Below are 19395 nucleotides of genomic sequence, written 5' to 3'. Positions count from 1 at the left end.
TAAGGCATATCTATATTTTTTTTGGATTGATCTACATCAAAACAGTATTTGAATAGATAAATCAAGGCCCGCACCATAGGGCATCTCCCCGTCTCGACCCGGATGCCGCCATGGATACCCCTGCCTTGCCCGTTGCCGCCACCGCCACGCCCGTCCCGGATTCCCGCGGGCTGAACCTGTTCAGCGCCGACCCATACGCCGAGGCGCTGAGCCGACGCTACCTGCCGCCCGCCCTGCACGCGCATCTGTTGCCGCACCTGAGCCGGCTGGGCGAACTGGCAGGCGGGGTGATGGACGAACTGGCTTCCGTGGCCGACAAGCATCCGCCCACGCTGTCCGTGCGCACCCGGGCCGGCACGGACGAGTCCCGCATCGACAAGCATCCGGCCTACGTCGAACTGGAACGCCTGGCCTACAGCGAATTCGGTCTGGCCGCCCTGTCCCACCGGGGCGGTGTGCTCGGCTGGCCCGAGCCCATGCCCGCCGCCGCCAAATACGCGCTCAGCCATCTCTTCGTGCAGGCGGAGTTCGGCCTGTGCTGCCCGGTCAGCATGACGGACTCGCTGGCGCGCACGTTGCGCAAGTTCGGCGACCCGGCACTGGTCGAGCGCGTGCTGCCGCAGGTGACGTCGCAGGACTTCGACACGCTGCGCCAGGGCGCCATGTTCATGACCGAACAGGGCGCGGGCTCGGACGTCAGCGCCACCGAAGTCACGGCGCAAGCGCAGGACGACGGCACTTGGCGCATTCACGGCGACAAGTGGTTCTGCTCGAACCCCGACGCCGGCTTTGCGACGGTGCTGGCCCGCAGCGAAACGGATCCCGGCCTGAAGGGCGTGTCGCTCTTTCTGCTGCCGCGCGACCTGGCGGACGGCACGCACAACCACTACCGCATCCTGCGCCTGAAGGACAAGCTGGGCACGCGCTCCATGGCCAGCGGCGAAATCCGTCTGGAAGGCGCGGTGGCCTGGCTGGTGGGCGAACGCGGCCGCGGCTTCAAGCACATGGCCGACATGATCAACAACTCGCGCCTGTCCAACGGCATGCGCGCCGCGGGCCTGATGCGCCGCGCCGTCACCGAGGCCGTCTACGTGTCGCAGCATCGCCGCGCCTTCGGCAAGCGGCTGATCGACATGCCGCTCATGCAGCGTCAGCTCGTCAAGATGATCGTGTGGGCCGAACAGGCGCGCAGTGTGATGTTCCAGACGGCGCGCGCGCTGGCCGATGCCGATCAGGGTGCGGCGGCCCCCGCGCTGGCGCGCATCCTGACGCCGCTGATCAAGTTCCGCGCCTGCCGCGACGCGCGCAAGGTCACCGGCGACGCGATGGAAGTGCGCGGCGGCTGCGGCTATATCGAGGAGTTCACCGAACCGCGCCTGGTGCGCGACGCGCATCTGGGCTCCATCTGGGAAGGCACCAGCAACATCGTCGCGCTGGATGTCCTGCGCGCCATCAAGAAAGAGCATTCCCTGCCCGCGCTGCGCAGCCACATCGACCGCCTGCTGGCGGACGGCGCGCCCTGCCCGCCCGAACTGGCCGATCTGCAGGCCAGCGCCCTGGAAAAGACCTACGCGCTGGCGGAACATGCCGCGCAAGGCGACCATGCCCAGCTGGCGCGCCAGGCCGCATCGCTGCTGTATCACGCGGTGTCCATGGCCGCGTTGCGCTGGGAAGCCACCGGCCCGGGTCTGGAAAGCCGCGCGCGGCTGGCCGACCAGGTGCTGCTGCACCGCCTGGCGCCGCGCGATCCCTATGCCATCCCGCCTGACGAAAGCGCGGCCTGCCAGGCCATCCTGCAGTACGCGCTGTAACGCCCATCCGGCTTTTGCAGTAACCCGACGCCGGCGGCACAGCCGGCGCGCCATCCACTGGAGACATGCTTGAAACGCTATTTCCCCCCCCTGTTCCTGGCGGCCGCCGCCATCGTCGCGGCCACGCCGGCCGTTGCCGCAGACGCCTACCCCACTGCGCGGCCGGTCACGCTGGTCGTGCCCTTCCCGCCCGGCGGCCCCACCGACGCGCTGGCCCGCCGCCTGGCCGAAAAGCTGCGCGAGCCGCTCAAGCAGAACGTCATCGTCGAAAACCGCAGCGGCGCGGGCGGCAACATCGGCTCTGAATACGTCGCGTCCGCCAAGCCCGACGGCTACACCATCCTGTTCGGCACGTCCGGCCCGCTGGCCATCAACGTCAGCCTGTACAAGAAGCAGAACTACAACCCCGAGACCAGCTTCGCGCCCATCATCCGCATCGGCCACCTGCCCAACATCCTGGTCGTGAACCCTTCGGTGCCCGCCAACAACATGCAGGAGCTGATCGCCTACGCGCAGAAGAATCCGGACAAGCTGAGCTACGCCTCGTCCGGCAACGGCGCGTCGTCGCACCTGGCCGGCATCCTGTTCAACCGCATGGCCGGCACCAAGATCATGCACATCCCGTACAAGGGCACGGGCCCCGCGCTGAACGATCTGCTGGGCGGCCAGGTGTCGATGTCGTTCACCGACATCCTGACCGCGCTGCCGTACATCAAGGCGGGCAAGCTGCGCGCCATCGGCCTGGCCAGCGCGCAGCGTTCCGACGCGCTGCCCGAGCTGCCGACGCTGTCCGAGCAGGGGCTGAAGGGCTATGACGTCAGCGTCTTCTTCGGCATCGTCGCGCCCAAGGACACCCCGGCCGATGTGGTGAACACGCTGAACCAAGCCTTCAAGACGGCGCTGTCCGATCCCGCGATCGAGCAGACGCTGCGCATGCAGGGCATCGTCGAAGCGCAGGACAAGACGCCGCAGGGTCTGTCCACCTTCATCACCACCGAAGTCCCCAAGTGGCGCGAGCTGATCCAGAGCGCCAACGTTTCCATCGACTGACGCGAAGAATTCCATGGCTCACACCCTACCCAATGCCGGCGCCCTTGCGGGCTGCAAGGTGATCGATCTGTCACGCGTGCTGGGCGGTCCGTACTGCACGCAGATCCTGGCCGACCACGGCGCCGACGTGCTGAAGATCGAGCCGCCCGGCGGCGACGAGACGCGCGGCTGGGGCCCGCCCTTCCTGGGCGAGACGGCCTCGTACTTTGTCGGCGTGAACCGCAACAAGGACGGCATGACGCTGGACCTGTCGCAGCCCGCCGGGCAGGAACTGCTGCGCCACCTGCTGGCCGACGCCGACGTGCTGGTCGAGAACTTCAAGCCCGGCACGTTGGAAAAGTGGGGCCTGGGCTATGAAGACCTGAAGGCGGCCTTCCCCGCGCTGATCCATTGCCGCGTCAGCGGGTTCGGCTCGGACGGCCCGCTAGGCGGCTTGCCCGGCTACGACGCGTGCGCGCAGGCGATGTGCGGGCTGATGAGCGTAAACGGCAATGCGGACGGCGAAGCGACGCGCGTGGGCCTGCCGGTGGTGGACATGGTGACGGGGCTGAACGCAGCGGTGGCGATCCTGCTGGCGCTCAACGAGCGCACGCGCAGCGGGCTGGGGCAGTTCCTGGACATCACGCTGTATGACTGCGCGCTGTCGCTGCTGCACCCGCATGCGCCCAATTACTTCTACAGCGGCAAGGTGCCGCAGCGCAGCGGCAACGCGCACCCGAATATCGCGCCGTACGAAACCTTGCCGACCGCCAGCGGGCCGATCTTTCTGGCCGTGGGCAACAACCGCCAGTTTGCGATGCTGGCGCAGACGCTCGATGCGCCGGCGCTATCGGCGGACGCTCGCTACGCCACGAATGCGGACCGTCTGCGCCATCGCCAGGCGCTGCGCGACGATCTCTCTGCGCTGCTTGCCCGCCACGAAGCCGCCGCGCTTGCCGACCAACTGCTGCGCGCCGGCGTGCCTGCCGCCGCCGTGCAGACGGTCGATCAGGCGCTCGCGCATCCGCATACGCGGCACCGCGGCATGGTGCTGGAACAGGGCGATTACAAAGGCGTGGGCTCGCCCATCAAGCTGTCGCGCACGCCCGCCACGCTGCGCAAGCTGCCGCCAGACCTGGCGCCGCCAGCCGGGCAGGACTGATCCCGCATCGATGACCCCGCCCGGCGCCCGCCGGGCTTTTTTTGCTGCAGCGTTTCCGCTTGGCCAGGTGTCAGACACCCGCATATCCGGTGTCACAGGCTGACGGCCCTCTCGCCCGGGTGTCTGACACCGTCCGAAGTGGACTGCTATCCCCGCGCGCAACAACTTAGACATTTGGTTTCAGCACACCGCCCTATTGCCGCCGTAGACTTTTTTTGCATTTTGCGTCGCATCTGCACGCTTTCCCGAGCCACATAAAAAGGCGAGCCACATAAGAGGAAATAAAAGACTATGGCCACGACAGACTCACAAGACCACGGCCAGCTGAAACGGGTGATGGGCCCGAAGCTGCTTCTGCTATTCATTGTTGGCGACATCCTGGGCACCGGCGTCTACGCACTGACAGGGCAAGTGGCCGCTGAAGTCGGCGGCGCGGCCTGGCTGCCGTTCCTGGTCGCCTTCGGGGTGGCCCTGCTGACCGCGCTGTCCTACCTTGAATTGGTGACCAAGTACCCGCGCGCCGCCGGCGCCGCGCTCTACGTCCACAAGGCGTTCGGCGTGCACTTCCTGACGTTCATCGTCTGCTTTACCGTCATGTGTTCCGGCCTGACGTCGGCCGCCACCGCCTCGCAGGCCTTCGCCGCCAACCTGTTCGCCGCGATGGGCATCGAGGCCGAAAAGCACTGGATCACGCTTGGCGCGCTGGGCTTCATGACGCTGGTCATGCTGGTCAACTTTCGTGGCGCGACTGAAAGCGTCCGGGCCAACGTCGTGCTTACGCTGATCGAGCTGTCGGGTCTGCTGATGGTCATCCTGCTGGGCTTTTACGCCATCTCCGGCGGCCAGGCGGACTTCTCGCGCGTCGTCGCGTTCGACACGCCCGAGGACAAGAGCGTGTTCCTGGCCGTGACCTCGGCCACCGCGCTCGCGTTCTTCGCCATGGTCGGCTTCGAGGATTCGGTCAACATGGCCGAGGAAACGCACGATCCCAGCCGCATCTTCCCGAAGGTCATGCTGACCGGCCTCGGCATCACGGCACTCATCTATGTGCTGGTATCCATCTGCGCCGTTGCGCTGGTGCCGGTGGGCGAACTGGCCAAGAGCAGCACGCCGCTGGTGCTGGTGGTCAAGCGCGCCGCGCCGGATCTGCCCGTGGAGTACATCATGCCGATCATCTCGATGTTCGCCGTGGCGAACTCGGCGCTGATCAACATGATGATGGCCAGCCGCCTGTTGTACGGCATGTCGCGTCAGGGCGTGCTGCCGTCGTTCCTGGCGCACGTGCACCGCAAGAACCAGACGCCGTGGACGGCCATCCTGTTCACGACGGCGCTGGCCTTCGGCCTCATCATCCTGGTCTCGCTGACCGACTCGCAGGCGATCCGCGCGCTGGGCGGCACCACCGCGTTGCTGCTGCTGGGCGTGTTCGCGTTCGTGAACGTCGCGGTGCTGGTGCTGCGGCGTGACAAGGTCAAGCACAAGCACTTTTCCATCAACCGCATCGTCCCGTGGCTGGGCGCCGCGGCCTGCCTGTTCCTGGTTACGCCGCTGACGGGCCGTGACGTGATCCAGTATCAGGTCGCCGGCTGGCTGCTGCTGCTGGGCGTGGTGATGTGGTTCGTGACCTGGCTGGCGCGGCGCCGCGAGGCCAAGATGGAGCTGGATCCCTCGGCGCTGGAGTGATGCGTGGCGCCACGGCTGAGGCACCCTCAGCCGGGCGCCTCAGTCTCACGTGCTGGCCGCGGCGTCTCAGCGAGGACGCCCCCGCCGGGCCTGGCGCCGCAGCGCGGCGTCAGCCGCCCACCGCCAGCCCTTCGCGGCGCGGGTCCGCGCCGCCTTGCAGGCCCTTCGCGTCGATGACGATGCCGTGGATGCCGCTGGGAAACTCGGTGATGCGCACCGGGTGCCCCATGCTCTCCAGTTCCAGCGCCAATGCTTCCAGCGCCGTGCCCTTCTCCAGTTCGGTTTCCTTGTTGCGACTGCCCATGTTGGGCAGGTCGATTGCCGACTGAATATCGAGATTCCAGTCCAGCACGCCCACGAGCGTCTTGGCGACGTAGTTGATGATTGCGCTGCCGCCCGGCGAGCCCACCAGCACGTAAGGCTTGCCATCGCGTAGCACCATCATCGGCGCCATCGAGCTGCGCGGGCGCTTGCCCGGCTCGATGCGGTTGGCGACGAGCCGGCCTTCCGGGTCCTTGAACGACGACGAAAAATCGGTCATCTCGTTGTTCAGCAGAAAGCCTCGCACGAAAATCTTGCTGCCAAATTCGCTTTCGATGGTCGTCGTCATGGTGAGCGCGTTGCCTTGCGCGTCGACCGCCACGAGGTGGCTGGTGGACGGCAGTTCCAGCGCGTTGTCCTTGCCCAGCGACAGCAGCTTGCCTTCGGGGTCACCGGGCAGCGCGACCTTCATGCTGCGATCCGGCTGGATCAGCGCGCCGCGCGCGCGCAGGTAGGCGGGGTCCAGCAAGGCGCGTACCGGGACGCGCACGAAGTCCGGGTCGGCCACGTAGAAATCGCGGTCGGCGAAGGCCAGCCGGCCGGCTTCCGAAAAATAATGCACCGCCTGCGCCGTGCCCGGCGCGTAGCGGCTCAGCGGAAACTGCTCCAGCTCGCCCAGCATCTGCAGGACGGCGATGGGACCGCTGCTGGGCGGACCCATGCCGCAGAGTTGATAGGCGCGGTACGCGCCGCACACGGGGTCGCGCGTCTTCGCGCGATAGTCTGCAAGGTCCGCAAGGGTAAGGTCGCCCGGCTTCTCATGCTTTTGCACCGCGGCCACGATGTCGCGCGCGATATCGCCTTGGTAGAACGCGTCGGCGCCTTGCGTTGCCACCGCGCGCAGGGTGCGTGCAAATTCCGGGTTCTTCAGCACGTGGCCCACGGGCCAGGGCGCGCCGTCCGGCGCATAGAAATACGCGGCCGCCGCGGCCTGCTGCGGCAGCGCCTTGTTGCCGGCCAGCAGCGAATGCAGGCGCGGCGACACCGCAAAGCCCGCTTCCGCCAATTCAATGGCCGGCTGGAACAGGTCGGCCCACGGCAGCTTGCCGTGCGTCTTGTGCGCCAGTTCCAGACCGCGCAACAGGCCGGGCACCGCCACCGACATGCCGTTGTTGACGGCCTGCGCAAAGGGCAGCGGCTTGCCTTCGGCATCCAGGAAGCGATCAGGCCGCGCGGCCGCGGGCGCGGTCTCGCGGCTGTCGATGGTGCGGATCTGGCCGTCCGCCGCGGAGTACAGCACCATGAACGCGCCCCCGCCGATGCCCGACGATTGCGGCTCGACCAGATTCAGCACGAGCTGCGTGGCAATGGCGGCGTCCACTACGCTGCCGCCGCGCCGCAGCATCGCTTCGCCCGCGCGGCTGGCTAGCGGGTTGGCCGACACCATCATGAAATGCGGCGCGCGCACCAGCTGGCGCGCCTGGACGCCGCTGGCGGCTTCGGGATTGATGTCCTCGGCTGCGGGCGGCGTGCGCGCCCAGCTGGCGGAAACAAATGGCAGGCCGGTTATCGCGGCGGCGAGCAGCAGGGCGGCGTGGCGGCGTAGGCGCATGGATGGCTCCGGTGGTCGCCGGACATCCGGCTGGCGTCCATGATAGTCAAAGGGCGGCGCGCGGTACACGGCGCGCGGGGCGCCATCCGGCTTAGAATCGCGGTTTCGGACTCCCCCCGTCTGCGCCATGCGTCTGCGCCACATCGAGATATTCGAAGCGATCCGCCGCACCGGATCCCTGACCGAAGCCGCCGCCGCGCTGCATATTTCCCAGCCCGCCGCCAGCAAGCTGCTGGCGCATGCCGAAAGCCAGCTGGGCTTCAAGCTGTTTGACCGCGTAAAGGGCCGGCTGGTCGCCACGCGCGAGGCCGAGATCCTCACCCCCGAGATCGCGCGTCTGAGCCAGGACCTGAACAGCGTGCGCAGGCTGGCGACCAACCTGCGCGACCGGCCTCACGGCCATCTACGCCTGGGCTGCGCGCCCGCGCTTGGACTTGGCCTGTTGCCCGGCGTGGTGCGCGACAGCCGCAACGCGCAGCCCGGCATCACCTTCGATATCCACACGCACCATAGCGCCGAGCTGGTTCAAGGGCTGCTGACGCGCGAACTGGACCTGGCGGTCACGTTCGACACGAATGACTATCCTGGTCTGACGCGCATGGGACTGGGACACACGGAACTCGTGCACCTGAGCCGCAAGCCCGCGCGAGGCCCGATGCGCTTGTCTGAGCTGTCCGAGGCAACAGGCGGCGATACCGTGGGCGGCGATCCCTCGATAACCGGCATCACGAGCGACACGCTCATCGTGCTGGACGCGGGCGACGCATCGGGCGCCCTGCTGCAACTGGCGCTGGACGCGCAGGGCCTGGCGCCGCAGGTCGCCATCCAGGTGCAGACGCATTACGTGGCCTGCGCGCTGGTCGATGCAGGCTGCGGCGACGCCATCGTTGACGCCATCACCGCGCGCGCCATGCTGCGTCCCGGCATGACCCTGCGCCGTCTGGAACCGGCGCTGCGCGTGCCGATCAGCATCATGACGCGCAACCAGGATCCGCTGTCGGCGTTGCACCGCGATCTGATCGAGCGCCTGCGCGCAGCCTGCGCCGCGCTGCTCGAAGGCCTGGACGCGCCCGTCTGACCAACCGCGCGCGGCCCGCAAAGCACAACGGGCGCCCGAAGGCGCCCGTTGCTGTGTCGATCGGGGCAACCCAGGCCGCCCCGCGCAGCATCAGTCCAGCTTGATGTTCTGCTTCTTCACGACGTCCTGGGCCCAGTTGAACTGTTCCTGGATTTCCTTGGCGAACTCTTCCGGCGTGTTGCCCGACGGCGCCGAGCCTTGCTCGTCCAGCGCCTTGATGACCTTCGGGTCCTTCAGGGCCACGACGGCGGCGTCACGCAGCTTGTTCACGACTTCCATCGGCGTGCCCTTGGGCGCCAGCAGGCCGTACCAGACGGGCTGGTTCAGCACCGGGAAGCCGGCGTCCTTGAAGGTCGGCACGCCCTTGACGGCGGCGATCTGCTCGGGCCACGCGATGGCCATGGCGTTCAGCTTGCCGGCCTGGATCTGCGGCATCGAGGACGGCAGGTTGTCGAACAGGATTTCGATCTGGCCGCCGACGGCATCAGCCAGCGCCGGGCCCGAACCCTTGTAGGGCACGTGCACGATGTCGGTGCCGGTGGCCATCTTGAACGATTCGCCCATCAGGTGCAGCACGCCGCAGGTGCCCGAGCTGCCGTACGAATACTTGCCCGGGTTCTTCTTCAGCTCTTCGATGAAGCCCTTGAAGTCCTTGGCGGGGAACTTGGGGTTCACGGCCACGACGTTGGCGGTGTTGGCGAAGTTGGTGACCGGCTGGAAGTCCTTGATCGGATCGTACGGCAGGTCCTTCGGACGGCATGCTGGGTTCACAGCCATCGTGGAGACGGTGGCGATGGACAGCGTGTAGCCGTCGGCCGGTGCGCGCGCGGCTTCGGCCGCACCGATGGCGCCGCCGGCACCGCCCTTGTTTTCAACGACCATCGGCTGGCCGAGTTCCTGGCTCATGCGCTGCGTCACAAGGCGCGCAATGATGTCCGTGGAACCGCCAGGCGCGAACGGAACGATCACGCGGATGGCCTTGCTGGGGTACTTGTCTGCGGCGTGCGCGACCGAAGCGCCCAACGTGCCGGCAGCACCGGTAGCAAGGGCGATGGCCACTGCCAGGGAGCGGACCTTATTCATAGTTGTGTTTCCTCCAAGATTGCGAGCCCGTGTGTAGACGGACCGTTGTGTGTTGTGCCCGCCTGTAGACGGACCAGCAGATAACGGTGCGGGCGCATTGCTTGTGCGCAGCGTGTCTACGCCGCATTTATAGGTTGCTTGTGGCACACGCGCCCGCCAGAATGACGGAGAATAGCAGCAAATGCTTACACCCGCATAGCGCGCCCGACGCCGCCCGGCGCCAGACGAAAAACCACTCCCTCATGTCTGTTGCACTCCTGGTTCTCCCCGATTTCATGCTGGTCGCGCTGGGTTGGGCGCTACGTCACAAACTGGGTTTCTCACGCGAGTTCTTCGCCGGCACGGAACGTCTCGTGTACTTCGTGCTGTTCCCCGCGCTGCTGTTCCAATCGATCCTGCGCACGCCCATCACGGCGGGCAACGCGGCGCTGCTGCTGCAGGCCACCGCGTCGGTCATTGCCGCCGGCGTCGCGATGGCGTGGCTGGCGGGCCTGGCGCTGCGGCCCTCGTCGCTGGGTCTCGCCTCCTCCGCCCAATGCGGGTACCGCTTCAACACCTACATTGGCCTGGCGCTGTCGGCCAGCCTGGCGGGCGCGCCGGGCCAGACCGTCATGGCGCTGATCGTCGGCTTCGCAGTGCCCATGGCCAACGTCGCCGCCGTCTATGGCCTGGCGCGCCACAGCGGCGGCAACCTGCTGCGCGAACTCGCGCGCAATCCGCTGGTGATTTCCACGCTGCTCGGCCTGGCCTGCAATCTGGCGGGACTGCAGCTTCCCGGCCCCGTCGACACAGTGTTCGCGCGCTTGGGCGCGGCGGCGCTTGCGCTGGGCATCATCTGCGTGGGCGCCAGCCTGGCGTGGGAAGGCGGCAAGGGTTATGGATCTCTGATCGCGTGGATGCTGACGGTCAAGCTGGTCGCGCTGCCCGCGGTGGCGCTGCTGGTGGCGCACCTGCTCGACCTGCCCCCGCTCGAAGCGCGCATGCTGCTGCTGTTCGCGGCGCTGCCCACGGCATCCGCGGCGTATGTGCTGGCGATGCGCATGGGCGGCGACGGCCGCATGGTCGCCGTGCTGATCTCGCTGGGCACGTTGTTCTCGGCGCTCACGATCCCGTTGTGGCTGCTCGTGGCGGGCGGCTAGCCCGCTCACAAGAAAAATGGCCGCCCTTTGCGGGGCGGCCATATTCATGGGACCGGCGGCGCGGGCCGGCGTGTGACGTTTACGACGGCTTGTGCGCGTTCGTCATCGAGCCCGGCACAACCCATTCGGCAAACTGCGCTTCGGTCACAAAGCCCAGCGCCAGCGCCGATTCCTTCAGCGACAGGCCTTCCTTGTGCGCCTTCTTGGCGATCTGCGCGGCCTTGTCGTAGCCGATGTGCGGATTCAGCGCGGTCACCAGCATCAGCGAACGGTCCACCAGTTCCGCGATGCGCTCGTGGTTGGGCTCGATGCCCGCGGCGCAATGCTGGTCGAAGCTGGCCATGCCGTCCGTGAGCAGACGCACCGATTGCAGGAAGTTGTGGATCACCAGCGGCTTGTAGACGTTCAGCTCGAAATTGCCGCTGGCGCCGCCGATGTTGATGGCCACGTCGTTGCCCATGACCTGCGCGGCCAGCATCGTGATGGCTTCGCACTGCGTCGGGTTGACCTTGCCCGGCATGATCGAGCTGCCCGGTTCGTTCTCGGGGATGCTGATCTCGCCCAGGCCCGAACGCGGACCGCTCGACAGCCAGCGCACGTCATTGGCGATCTTCATGAGACCCGCCGCCAGCGACTTCAGCGCGCCGTGCGCGAACAGCAGCGCTTCGTGCGACGCCAGCGCCTGGAACTTGTTGGGTGCGGAAACAAACGCCGTGCCGGTGGCATGGGCCAGTTCGGCCGACACCTTGGGGCTGAATTGCGGATGGGCGTTCAGGCCGGTGCCCACTGCCGTGCCGCCGATGGCCAGTTGGTGCAGACCGGGCAGCGTGGCGCGGATCTGCTGTTCGGCCAGATCCAGCTGCGCCACGTAGCCGGACAGTTCCTGGCCCAGCGTCAGCGGCGTGGCGTCCTGCAGGTGGGTGCGGCCGATCTTGACGATGTCGTAGAACTTGGCGCTCTTGGCCGCCAGCGTGGCGCGCAGCGCCTTCAGCGACGGCAGCAGGCGGTGTTCGACTTCCACGGCGGCCGCCACGTGCATCGCGGTCGGGAAGGTGTCGTTCGACGATTGTCCGCGGTTGACGTGGTCGTTCGGGTGCACCTTGCGCTCTTCGCCGCGCACGCCGCCCAGCAATTCCGAGGCGCGGTTGGCCAGCACCTCGTTCATGTTCATGTTGCTTTGCGTGCCCGAACCGGTCTGCCAGACGGACAGCGGAAACTCGTTGGGCCACTTGCCCGCGACGACTTCATCAGCGGCGCGCATGATCGCGTCGGCGATCTTGGGGTCCAGCTCGCCCAGGTCGGCATTGACCTTGGCCGCCGCACGCTTGAGCCTTGCCATCGCATTGACCAGCGGCTCCGGCATCTTCTCGGTGGAAATCGCGAAGAAATGCAGGGAGCGCTGCGTCTGCGCGCCCCACAGGTGGTCTTCCGGCACCTCGATGGGGCCAAAGGTGTCTTTTTCGATGCGGGTCTTCATGGCGCGTACAACTCCGTGGCGGCGTCAGTCGCGGGCGGCGGAAGGCCGCAAAGTCGCGACATTATTGAGAATAGCAATCGTTATAGGTTAGCAGAAACCCGCATTCCTATAATTGCTCCCATCTGTGCTCCGATCCTCGTTTTTTACCACTGCTCCCGCGCCATGTCCGCCCCCCTTGCCACCCTGACCCTGCACCTGCCCGACGAAGCCGCCACCGAGGCGCTGGCGCGCCAGCTTGCCCCGATGGTCACCGGCGCCAAAACCGGCCTGCCAGGCGCATGTATTCATCTTCGAGGGGACCTCGGGGCAGGAAAGACGGCCTTCTCCAGGGCATTGTTGCGGGAAAGCGGCATCACAGGCCGAATCAAGAGTCCAAGCTACGCGCTGCTTGAATCCTATAAAGTTTCTAACTTATACTTCTATCACCTTGATTTTTATAGATTTAGTGATTCGCGCGAATGGTTGGACGCAGGATTCCGGGATTTACTGCGTGACGAAGCAGTCGTTTTGATCGAATGGCCAGAGCGGGCGGAGGGTCTTTTGCCCCCGCCCGACCTGCTGATCTGCCTGGACTATGCAGGCGACGGACGTGACGCCAGCCTGACCGCGTACACCGCTCGAGGACAAACATGGTTGAACGCGATTGTCCCCCCGCCCCTGACGGCGCCCTCCCCTCGGCAGGCGCCACCCGCCGACGCCTGATCAGCGTCGCCGCCACCCTGCTCGTCCTGCCGGTCGTGCCAAGGCTGGCGCAGGCTGCAACGATCCTGGCTGTCCGGACCTGGCCGGCAGACGAATACACCCGGGTCACGCTGGAACTCGACAGCGAACTCAAGGCCGAACAATTCACCCTTGAAAATCCCCACCGCCTGGTGGTCGACATCGAGGGACTGACCCTCAGCGCGGCACTAAACGACCTGGTTTCGAAGGTCCGGCCCGACGACCCCTACATCCAGAGCCTGCGCGTGGCGCAGAACCGTCCGAACGTGGTGCGGCTGGTGTTCGACCTGAAGCAGCCCGTGGCGCCGCAGGTGTTCACGCTCAAGCCGGTGGCCGATTACCAGTACCGCCTGGTGCTCGACCTATATCCCAAGATCGCGCAGGATCCGCTGATCGCGATCCTGAACAAATCCAGCGGTCCCGACGTGGACGATCCGCTGGCGCGCATCCTCGAAGACATCCAGCGCAACCCGGTGACCCGCGCGGATCCGCCCGAGCCGCCGCGCGTGCGCGGCCAGCAGCCGGCGCCCGCGCTGCCCACCCCGCCCAAACCCCCCGCCACCGCCAGCCGCGGCAAGCCGCGCATGCTGACCATCGCGCTGGATCCCGGGCACGGCGGCGAAGACCCGGGCGCCATCGGCAAATCCGGGCTGCGCGAAAAAGACGTGGTCCTGCGCATTGCGCGGCGCCTGAAGGCGCTGATCGACAGCCAGCCCTACATGCGCGCCTACCTGACGCGCGACGACGATTACTTCGTGCCCCTGCACGTGCGCGTGCAAAAGGCGCGCCGCGTGCATGCGGACCTGTTCATCTCGATCCACGCGGACGCCTGGGTCAAGCCCTCGGCCAACGGCTCGTCGGTATTTGCGCTGTCCCAGCGCGGCGCCACCAGCGCGCAGGCCCGTTGGATGGCCGACAAGGAAAACGCGGCCGACCTGATCGGCGGCGTCAACCTGGGCAGCCACGATCGCCAGGTCGCGAAAGTGCTGCTGGACCTGTCCACCACGGCCCAGATCAATGACTCGCTCAAGGTTGGCAACGCCTTCCTGGACGAGATCAAGAAGATCAACCGCCTGCACAAGAACAGCGTCGAGCAGGCCGGCTTTGCCGTGCTGAAGGCGCCGGACATCCCGTCGGTGCTGGTCGAAACCGCCTTCATCAGCAATCCGCAAGAAGAAGCGCTGCTGCGCAGCTCCTCGCACCAGGACAAGCTGGCGCAGGCCATGATGACCGGCATCCAGCGCTACTTCACGGCCAATCCGCCGCTGGCCCGTTTGGGCGATCTGAGCTAGCCGGGGTCGGCCCCGCGCTCGGACTCATTTCAGGGTCCATGAAAAAAGGCTATGCACCTTCCGGCGCATAGCCTTTTTGTTTGCGCAGCGCGGACGCTATTGCGTGCGGCGCGCGCGCACCAGCTTGAGGACACCCGCCCCCACTACCGGCACGACCGCCGCCGCCAGGCCCACCAGCACGATGGTGTTCAGGTGATCGCGGATGATCGGGATGTTGCCAAAGAAGTAACCCGCCGCCACCAGGCTGATCACCCACAACAGCGCGCCCATGATGTTGAACAGCTGGAAGCGCGCCATCGACATCTCGGCCACGCCCGCCACGAAGGGCGCGAAGGTGCGCACCACCGGAATGAAGCGCGACATCACGATCGTCTTGCCGCCGTGCTTTTCGTAGAACGCGTGCGTGCGCATCAGCGCGCCCCGGTCCAGAAAGCGCAGGTTCATCGAGAACACCCGCGGCCCAATGTAACGGCCGATGGCGTAGTTCAGCGAGTTGCCGGTCACGGCGGCGACGATGAGCAACACCGACATCAAAACGGGGTCGATATTCCCTGTCGCGCCGAAGGCTCCGGCGATGAACAGCAGCGAGTCGCCCGGCAGGAAGGGCAGCACGACCAGCCCCGTCTCCGCAAAGACGATGAGAAACAGCACCAGGTACACCCACACGCCGTACTGCTCGACCCAAAGGCCAAGCGTCTGGTCGATGTGAAGCACCATATTGAAAAACTCAAGCATTGAAGCGGCCCTGATATCCGAGTGGAATTTGTCAGCGACTATAGCCGACCGGGGCATGACGCTAAAATCGTCCGCACTGCTACATAAGATCTGGGCCTCATGACCGAACGTCGTTCCATCCTTGCGCTTCCCGACCTGCTGATCAGCCAGATCGCCGCTGGCGAGGTCATCGAGCGCCCCGCGTCCGTGCTCAAGGAAATCCTTGAAAACGCCATCGACGCGGGCGGGCGCGCCATCGAGGTCCGCCTCGAAGGCGGCGGCATCCGGCGTATCGCCGTCACGGACGATGGCGGCGGCATTCCGCCCGAGGAACTGCCCCTGGCGCTGGCCCGCCACGCCACCAGCAAGATCCGTTCGCTGAACGAGCTGGAATCGGTCGCTTCCATGGGGTTTCGCGGCGAAGCACTGGCGTCCATTGCTTCGGTAGCCCAGGTGTCCATCATTTCCCGCACCCGCGACGGCGATCACGCCTGGCAGATCGACGCGGGCAGCATGCAGGTCGGCCCCGCGTCCGGCCCGCCCGGCACCACGGTCGACGTGCGCCAGCTGTTCGACGCCGTGCCGGCCCGCCGCAAATTCCTGCGCTCCGAAGCCACCGAATTCGGCCATTGCGTCGACGCCATGGAGCGCATCGCGCTGGCGCATCCGCAGATCGCCTTCCGCCTGTTCCACCACGACCGCGCACAGCGCCAATGGCTGCCGGCCGACCCGCCGCAGCGCATCCGCGACGTGCTGGGCGCCGAGTTCGCCGAGCACGGCCTGCTGCTGTCGCATTCGGTCGGCACAGTCAGCCTGGCCGGCATGATTACCCGGCCGACCGCCGCCCGCGCCCGCGCCGACCGCCAATACCTCTACGTGAACGGCCGCTACGTGCGGGACCGCACCGTCAGCCACGCGCTGCGCTCGGCCTATGCCGACGTGCTGCACGGCGACCGCCAACCCGCGTACGTGCTGTTCCTGGACATCGACCCCGCCGCCGTGGACGTGAACGTCCACCCGGCCAAGCACGAGGTCCGTTTCCGCGACAGCGGCGCCGTGCACCGCTTTGTCTCGCACGCGGTCAGCCAGACGCTGGCCCAGATGGGCGGCTCGTCGGCCGTCGCGCCTGCGGGGCACGCTGAAGACGCCGAATTTGAAACCGTGGCGCGCCCGGCGGGCGACGCGGCCTCGACCGACTCCGCCGCACCGGCTTACCGGCCGGCCTCGCCGTCCACGACGGAATCTCCGCGCCCGGGCTACGGCGGCGTGAATGGCGGCTACGACGGCACGAATGGCGGCAATGGCGGCTTGAACGGCGCCGCGGCTGGCGGCTCGAATGCCGGCGCTTACCCTGGCGCGAGCGGCCACGGCAACGGCGCCGCCTACGGCCTGCGCCCCTCACCCGCCCCCCAGCGCCCGCACACCCAGGTCCCCTTCCGCCTGCACGCCGAACCGGCCGGGATCCCGGCCGCCGACTGGCAATCGCTTTATCGCCCGCTGACTGACGACACCACGGCCCGCACCGCGCCCCTGCGCGAACCGGCGCCCGCGTCCGCCGCGTTACCGGCCGATGAAGAACATCCGCTGGGCATGGCGGTGGCGCAACTGCACGGCGTCTACATCCTGGCGCAGAACCGCCGCGGCATGGTGCTGGTGGACATGCACGCCGCGCACGAGCGCGTGGTCTATGAACAGCTCAAGCAGGCCCTGGACGCGCGCAGCCTGCCGCGCCAGGACCTGCTGGTGCCCGTGGTGTTTCACGCGCAGGAAAAGGACGTGGCGCTGGTCGAGGAGTTCGAAGAACAGTTGAACGACCTGGGTTTCGAGATGCGCCCGTCAGGCCCCACGTCCATCGCCGTGCGGTCGGTGCCGGCCATCCTGGCGCGCGGCGACATCGAAACCCTGGCCCGCGCCGTGCTGCGCGACCTGGGCGCCGTCGGCGTGTCGCGACTGCTCACCGAACAGCGCAACGAACTGCTCTCGACCATGGCCTGCCACGGTTCCGTGCGCGCCAACCGCAAGCTCACGCTTGAAGAGATGAACGGCTTGTTGCGCCAGATGGAAACCACGGAACGTGCCGACCAGTGCAATCACGGGCGGCCCACCTGGGTGCAGTGGTCCATGTCGGACCTGGACAAGCTCTTTCTGCGCGGACAATAGCTTGTCGTCTTCCCAATCTCCCGCATCGCTGCCGGTCATCTGCCTTGCCGGCCCCACCGCGGCCGGCAAGAGCGCGTCCACGCTGGCGCTCGCCGAACGCTGGCCGCTCGAAATCGTCAACGTGGATTCGGCCACGATCTACCGCGGCATGGACATCGGCACGGCCAAGCCGTCGGCAGAAGAGCAGGCCCGCGTGCCGCAGCATCTGCTGGACATCCTGGATCCTGCCCAATCGTATTCGGCCGCGGAATTCCGCGCCGACGCGCTGCGCCTGATCGGGGAGATTCGCGCGCGCGGCCGCATTCCGCTATTGGCGGGCGGCACGATGATGTACTACAAGGCGCTGCGCGACGGCCTGGACGATCTGCCGCAGGCCGATCCTGCCCTGCGCGCCGAACTGGAAGCGCGCGCCGCCCGCTTGGGCTGGCCCGCCCTGCATGCCGAGCTGGCGGTGCTGGACCCCATCACCGCCGCGCGCCTCGCGCCCAACGATAGCCAGCGCATCCAGCGCGCCCTGGAAATCTGCCAGCTGTCCGGCCAGCCGATGTCGGCGCTGCTGCAGCGGGCCGAGCGCAAGCCGGACGATGACGCCAACCGGTATCTGACCATCAGCCTGGAACCTTCGGACCGCGCCGCGCTGCACGCGCGCATCGAACAGCGCTTTGACGTCATGCTGCGGCAAGGCCTGCTTGACGAGGTGCGCGGCCTGCACGCCCGCGCCGACCTGCATCCGGGCCTGCCGTCGGTGCGGTGCGTGGGCTACCGGCAGATGTGGGCGCACCTGGACGGCGAGATCGACCTGGATACCGCCCGCGAACAGGGCATCGCGGCAACGCGGCAGCTGGCCAAGCGTCAGATCACCTGGCTGCGCGCCCAGCCCGAGCGTGTGATCGTGGACTGCCTGGCCGCCGACGCCGTCGCGCAGACGATCGACGCCGTGGCGGTAGCGCTGGCGGACTGACGGGCGGCAACACTTCCTGATTCGAGAGAGTGCCGCCCAGGCGACCGCTCGCGCCACAAAAAAATGACCGCCATCACGGCGGTCCTTTCATTTCAGCGCTATCGCCGCGGCATCACACCACGAAGGTCTGCGCCATGCCGGCTTCCTGGGGAACGATCTCGCCCAGCTTGCTGACCGTCTCGCCCTGCTCGCGCAGCGTGGCGGCGATGGCGTCGGCCTGGGCCGGGTCCACCACCAGCACCATGCCGATGCCGCAGTTGAAGACGCGGTACATCTCGGTGTCTTCAACGCCGCCCTGCTCCTGCAGCCACTGGAACAGCTTGGGCATTTCCCAGGCGTCGCGGTGCAGCTTGGCGGCCAGGCCGTCCTGCAGGATGCGCGGCACGTTGTCCAGCAGGCCGCCGCCCGTGATGTGGGCCAAGCCCTTGATGTCGGTGCGGTGCTTGGCCAGCGCAGCCAGCACCTGCTTCACGTAGATGCGGGTCGGGGCCATGACCACGTCCACCATCTTCTGGCCGTGGAAATCGTCGTCCGGCTTGGCGCCGGCGCGTTCCAGGATCTTGCGCAGCAGCGAGTAGCCGTTGGAGTGCGCGCCGCTGGACGCCAGGCCCAGGACCACGTCACCCGCCTTGATGGACTTGCCGTCGATGATCTTGGACTTTTCCACCGCGCCCACCGCGAAGCCGGCCAGATCGTATTCGCCGTCCGGGTACATGCCCGGCATTTCGGCGGTTTCGCCGCCGATCAGGGCGCAGCCCGACAGTTCGCAGCCCTTGGCAATGCCGCCCACCACCGCCGCCGCCGTGTCCACCGACAGCTTGCCGCAGCCGAAGTAGTCCAGGAAGAACAGCGGCTCGGCGCCCTGCACCAGGATGTCGTTGACGCTCATGGCGACCAGGTCGATGCCGACCGTGTCGTGGCGGTTCCAGTCGAACGCGAGACGCAGCTTGGTGCCCACGCCGTCGGTGCCGGAAACCAGCACCGGCTCCTTGTAGGTCTTGGGCACTTCGAACAGGCCGCCAAAGCCGCCGATACCGGCCAGCACCCCGGGACGCATGGTGCGCGCGGCAAGGGGTTTGATTCGGTCGACCAGGGCGTCGCCTGCGTCGATGTCGACACCGGCGTCGCGGTAGGTCAGGGGGGCTTTAGGTTGGTTCGTCATGAGAAATGCCGTGGGGTATGTAACAATTGCTGGGATTTTGGTGGAACGCCC

Annotated in this window: 15 protein-coding genes; 10 read left to right on the top strand and 5 right to left on the bottom strand. The window is 67.0% G+C overall.

Annotated elements, in window-relative coordinates; translation table 11 throughout:
• Window positions 1-110 precede the first annotated feature (110 nt).
• From B2W22_RS21145 to B2W22_RS21130, 4 genes are all read left to right on the top strand, one after another.
• Entirely contained in the window at window positions 111-1811 is a 1701-nt protein-coding gene (locus B2W22_RS21145; RefSeq protein ID WP_286939451.1) for an acyl-CoA dehydrogenase family protein, read from the top strand.
• A gap of 69 nt (window positions 1812-1880) precedes the next feature.
• A complete protein-coding gene (locus B2W22_RS21140) occupies window positions 1881-2861 on the top strand; it encodes a Bug family tripartite tricarboxylate transporter substrate binding protein (RefSeq protein ID WP_286939450.1) in 981 nt (326 codons plus the stop codon).
• A gap of 13 nt (window positions 2862-2874) precedes the next feature.
• The gene (locus B2W22_RS21135; protein ID WP_286939448.1) at window positions 2875-4002 is read left to right on the top strand and encodes a CaiB/BaiF CoA transferase family protein; all 1128 of its coding nucleotides are present in this window, start codon (window positions 2875-2877) and stop codon (window positions 4000-4002) included.
• A gap of 291 nt (window positions 4003-4293) precedes the next feature.
• The gene (locus B2W22_RS21130; protein ID WP_175123258.1) at window positions 4294-5685 is read left to right on the top strand and encodes an APC family permease; all 1392 of its coding nucleotides are present in this window, start codon (window positions 4294-4296) and stop codon (window positions 5683-5685) included.
• A gap of 109 nt (window positions 5686-5794) precedes the next feature.
• Here B2W22_RS21130 and ggt read toward each other — a convergent pair whose 3' ends face one another.
• On the bottom strand, window positions 5795-7558 hold the full coding sequence (ggt, locus tag B2W22_RS21125) for a gamma-glutamyltransferase (protein ID WP_286939447.1): 1764 nt from the start codon (window positions 7556-7558) through the stop codon (window positions 5795-5797).
• Between the two features lie 127 nt (window positions 7559-7685).
• Here ggt and B2W22_RS21120 point away from each other — a divergent pair, with 127 nt between their 5' ends.
• The gene (locus tag B2W22_RS21120) at window positions 7686-8636 is read left to right on the top strand and encodes a LysR family transcriptional regulator (protein ID WP_286939446.1); all 951 of its coding nucleotides are present in this window, start codon (window positions 7686-7688) and stop codon (window positions 8634-8636) included.
• A 90-nt stretch (window positions 8637-8726) separates the two neighbouring features.
• Here the strand turns inward: B2W22_RS21120 and B2W22_RS21115 are convergent, their stop codons facing one another.
• On the bottom strand, window positions 8727-9719 hold the full coding sequence (locus tag B2W22_RS21115) for a tripartite tricarboxylate transporter substrate binding protein BugE (protein WP_056569019.1): 993 nt from the start codon (window positions 9717-9719) through the stop codon (window positions 8727-8729).
• Window positions 9720-9961: 242 nt separating this feature from the next.
• Here B2W22_RS21115 and B2W22_RS21110 point away from each other — a divergent pair, with 242 nt between their 5' ends.
• A complete protein-coding gene (locus tag B2W22_RS21110; RefSeq protein ID WP_175123262.1) occupies window positions 9962-10858 on the top strand; it encodes an AEC family transporter in 897 nt (298 codons plus the stop codon).
• 79 nt (window positions 10859-10937) lie between these two features.
• On the opposite strand, the gene fumC is transcribed toward B2W22_RS21110, so the two are convergent.
• Window positions 10938-12335, bottom strand: a complete 1398-nt coding sequence (fumC, locus tag B2W22_RS21105; RefSeq protein ID WP_175123263.1) for a class II fumarate hydratase — start codon at window positions 12333-12335, stop codon at window positions 10938-10940.
• Window positions 12336-12497: 162 nt separating this feature from the next.
• Here fumC and tsaE point away from each other — a divergent pair, with 162 nt between their 5' ends.
• Both tsaE and B2W22_RS21095 read left to right on the top strand, forming a co-directional pair.
• Window positions 12498-13037, top strand: a complete 540-nt coding sequence (tsaE, locus tag B2W22_RS21100) for a tRNA (adenosine(37)-N6)-threonylcarbamoyltransferase complex ATPase subunit type 1 TsaE (RefSeq protein ID WP_175123264.1) — start codon at window positions 12498-12500, stop codon at window positions 13035-13037.
• A complete protein-coding gene (locus B2W22_RS21095) occupies window positions 12965-14347 on the top strand; it encodes an N-acetylmuramoyl-L-alanine amidase (RefSeq protein WP_175138848.1) in 1383 nt (460 codons plus the stop codon). The genes tsaE and B2W22_RS21095 overlap by 73 nt, the downstream gene beginning before the upstream one ends.
• A gap of 96 nt (window positions 14348-14443) precedes the next feature.
• Here B2W22_RS21095 and B2W22_RS21090 read toward each other — a convergent pair whose 3' ends face one another.
• The gene (locus B2W22_RS21090) at window positions 14444-15082 is read right to left on the bottom strand and encodes a VTT domain-containing protein (protein WP_286939445.1); all 639 of its coding nucleotides are present in this window, start codon (window positions 15080-15082) and stop codon (window positions 14444-14446) included.
• 99 nt (window positions 15083-15181) lie between these two features.
• Here B2W22_RS21090 and mutL point away from each other — a divergent pair, with 99 nt between their 5' ends.
• Both mutL and miaA read left to right on the top strand, forming a co-directional pair.
• On the top strand, window positions 15182-17221 hold the full coding sequence (mutL, locus tag B2W22_RS21085) for a DNA mismatch repair endonuclease MutL (RefSeq protein WP_286939444.1): 2040 nt from the start codon (window positions 15182-15184) through the stop codon (window positions 17219-17221).
• Window position 17222: 1 nt separating this feature from the next.
• Window positions 17223-18182 carry a tRNA (adenosine(37)-N6)-dimethylallyltransferase MiaA gene (miaA, locus tag B2W22_RS21080; protein WP_175185924.1) on the top strand — a complete coding sequence of 320 codons (960 nt, stop codon included), beginning with the start codon at window positions 17223-17225 and terminating at the stop codon, window positions 18180-18182.
• Window positions 18183-18294: 112 nt separating this feature from the next.
• Here miaA and purM read toward each other — a convergent pair whose 3' ends face one another.
• On the bottom strand, window positions 18295-19344 hold the full coding sequence (gene purM, locus B2W22_RS21075; RefSeq protein ID WP_286939442.1) for a phosphoribosylformylglycinamidine cyclo-ligase: 1050 nt from the start codon (window positions 19342-19344) through the stop codon (window positions 18295-18297).
• Window positions 19345-19395 lie beyond the last annotated feature (51 nt).

It is taken from the genome of Achromobacter sp. UBA4530, assembly GCF_002388205.1.
GTDB classification, from domain to species: Bacteria; Pseudomonadota; Gammaproteobacteria; order Burkholderiales; family Burkholderiaceae_B; genus Achromobacter; species Achromobacter animicus.
The sequence above is the reverse complement of the archived record's forward strand: the minus strand, read 5'-3'. Positions and strand labels throughout refer to the sequence as shown.

Coding starts and splice junctions, on each gene's coding strand:
- tsaE (WP_175123264.1), top strand. CDS start 12,498: ATGTCCGCCCCCCTTGCCACCCTGACCCTGCACCTGCCCGACGAAGCC.
- fumC (WP_175123263.1), bottom strand. CDS start 12,335: ATGAAGACCCGCATCGAAAAAGACACCTTTGGCCCCATCGAGGTGCCG.
- B2W22_RS21135 (WP_286939448.1), top strand. CDS start 2,875: ATGGCTCACACCCTACCCAATGCCGGCGCCCTTGCGGGCTGCAAGGTG.
- B2W22_RS21110 (WP_175123262.1), top strand. CDS start 9,962: ATGTCTGTTGCACTCCTGGTTCTCCCCGATTTCATGCTGGTCGCGCTG.
- B2W22_RS21090 (WP_286939445.1), bottom strand. CDS start 15,082: ATGCTTGAGTTTTTCAATATGGTGCTTCACATCGACCAGACGCTTGGC.
- B2W22_RS21095 (WP_175138848.1), top strand. CDS start 12,965: ATGGTTGAACGCGATTGTCCCCCCGCCCCTGACGGCGCCCTCCCCTCG.
- B2W22_RS21120 (WP_286939446.1), top strand. CDS start 7,686: ATGCGTCTGCGCCACATCGAGATATTCGAAGCGATCCGCCGCACCGGA.
- B2W22_RS21130 (WP_175123258.1), top strand. CDS start 4,294: ATGGCCACGACAGACTCACAAGACCACGGCCAGCTGAAACGGGTGATG.
- purM (WP_286939442.1), bottom strand. CDS start 19,344: ATGACGAACCAACCTAAAGCCCCCCTGACCTACCGCGACGCCGGTGTC.
- B2W22_RS21115 (WP_056569019.1), bottom strand. CDS start 9,719: ATGAATAAGGTCCGCTCCCTGGCAGTGGCCATCGCCCTTGCTACCGGT.
- ggt (WP_286939447.1), bottom strand. CDS start 7,558: ATGCGCCTACGCCGCCACGCCGCCCTGCTGCTCGCCGCCGCGATAACC.
- mutL (WP_286939444.1), top strand. CDS start 15,182: ATGACCGAACGTCGTTCCATCCTTGCGCTTCCCGACCTGCTGATCAGC.
- B2W22_RS21145 (WP_286939451.1), top strand. CDS start 111: ATGGATACCCCTGCCTTGCCCGTTGCCGCCACCGCCACGCCCGTCCCG.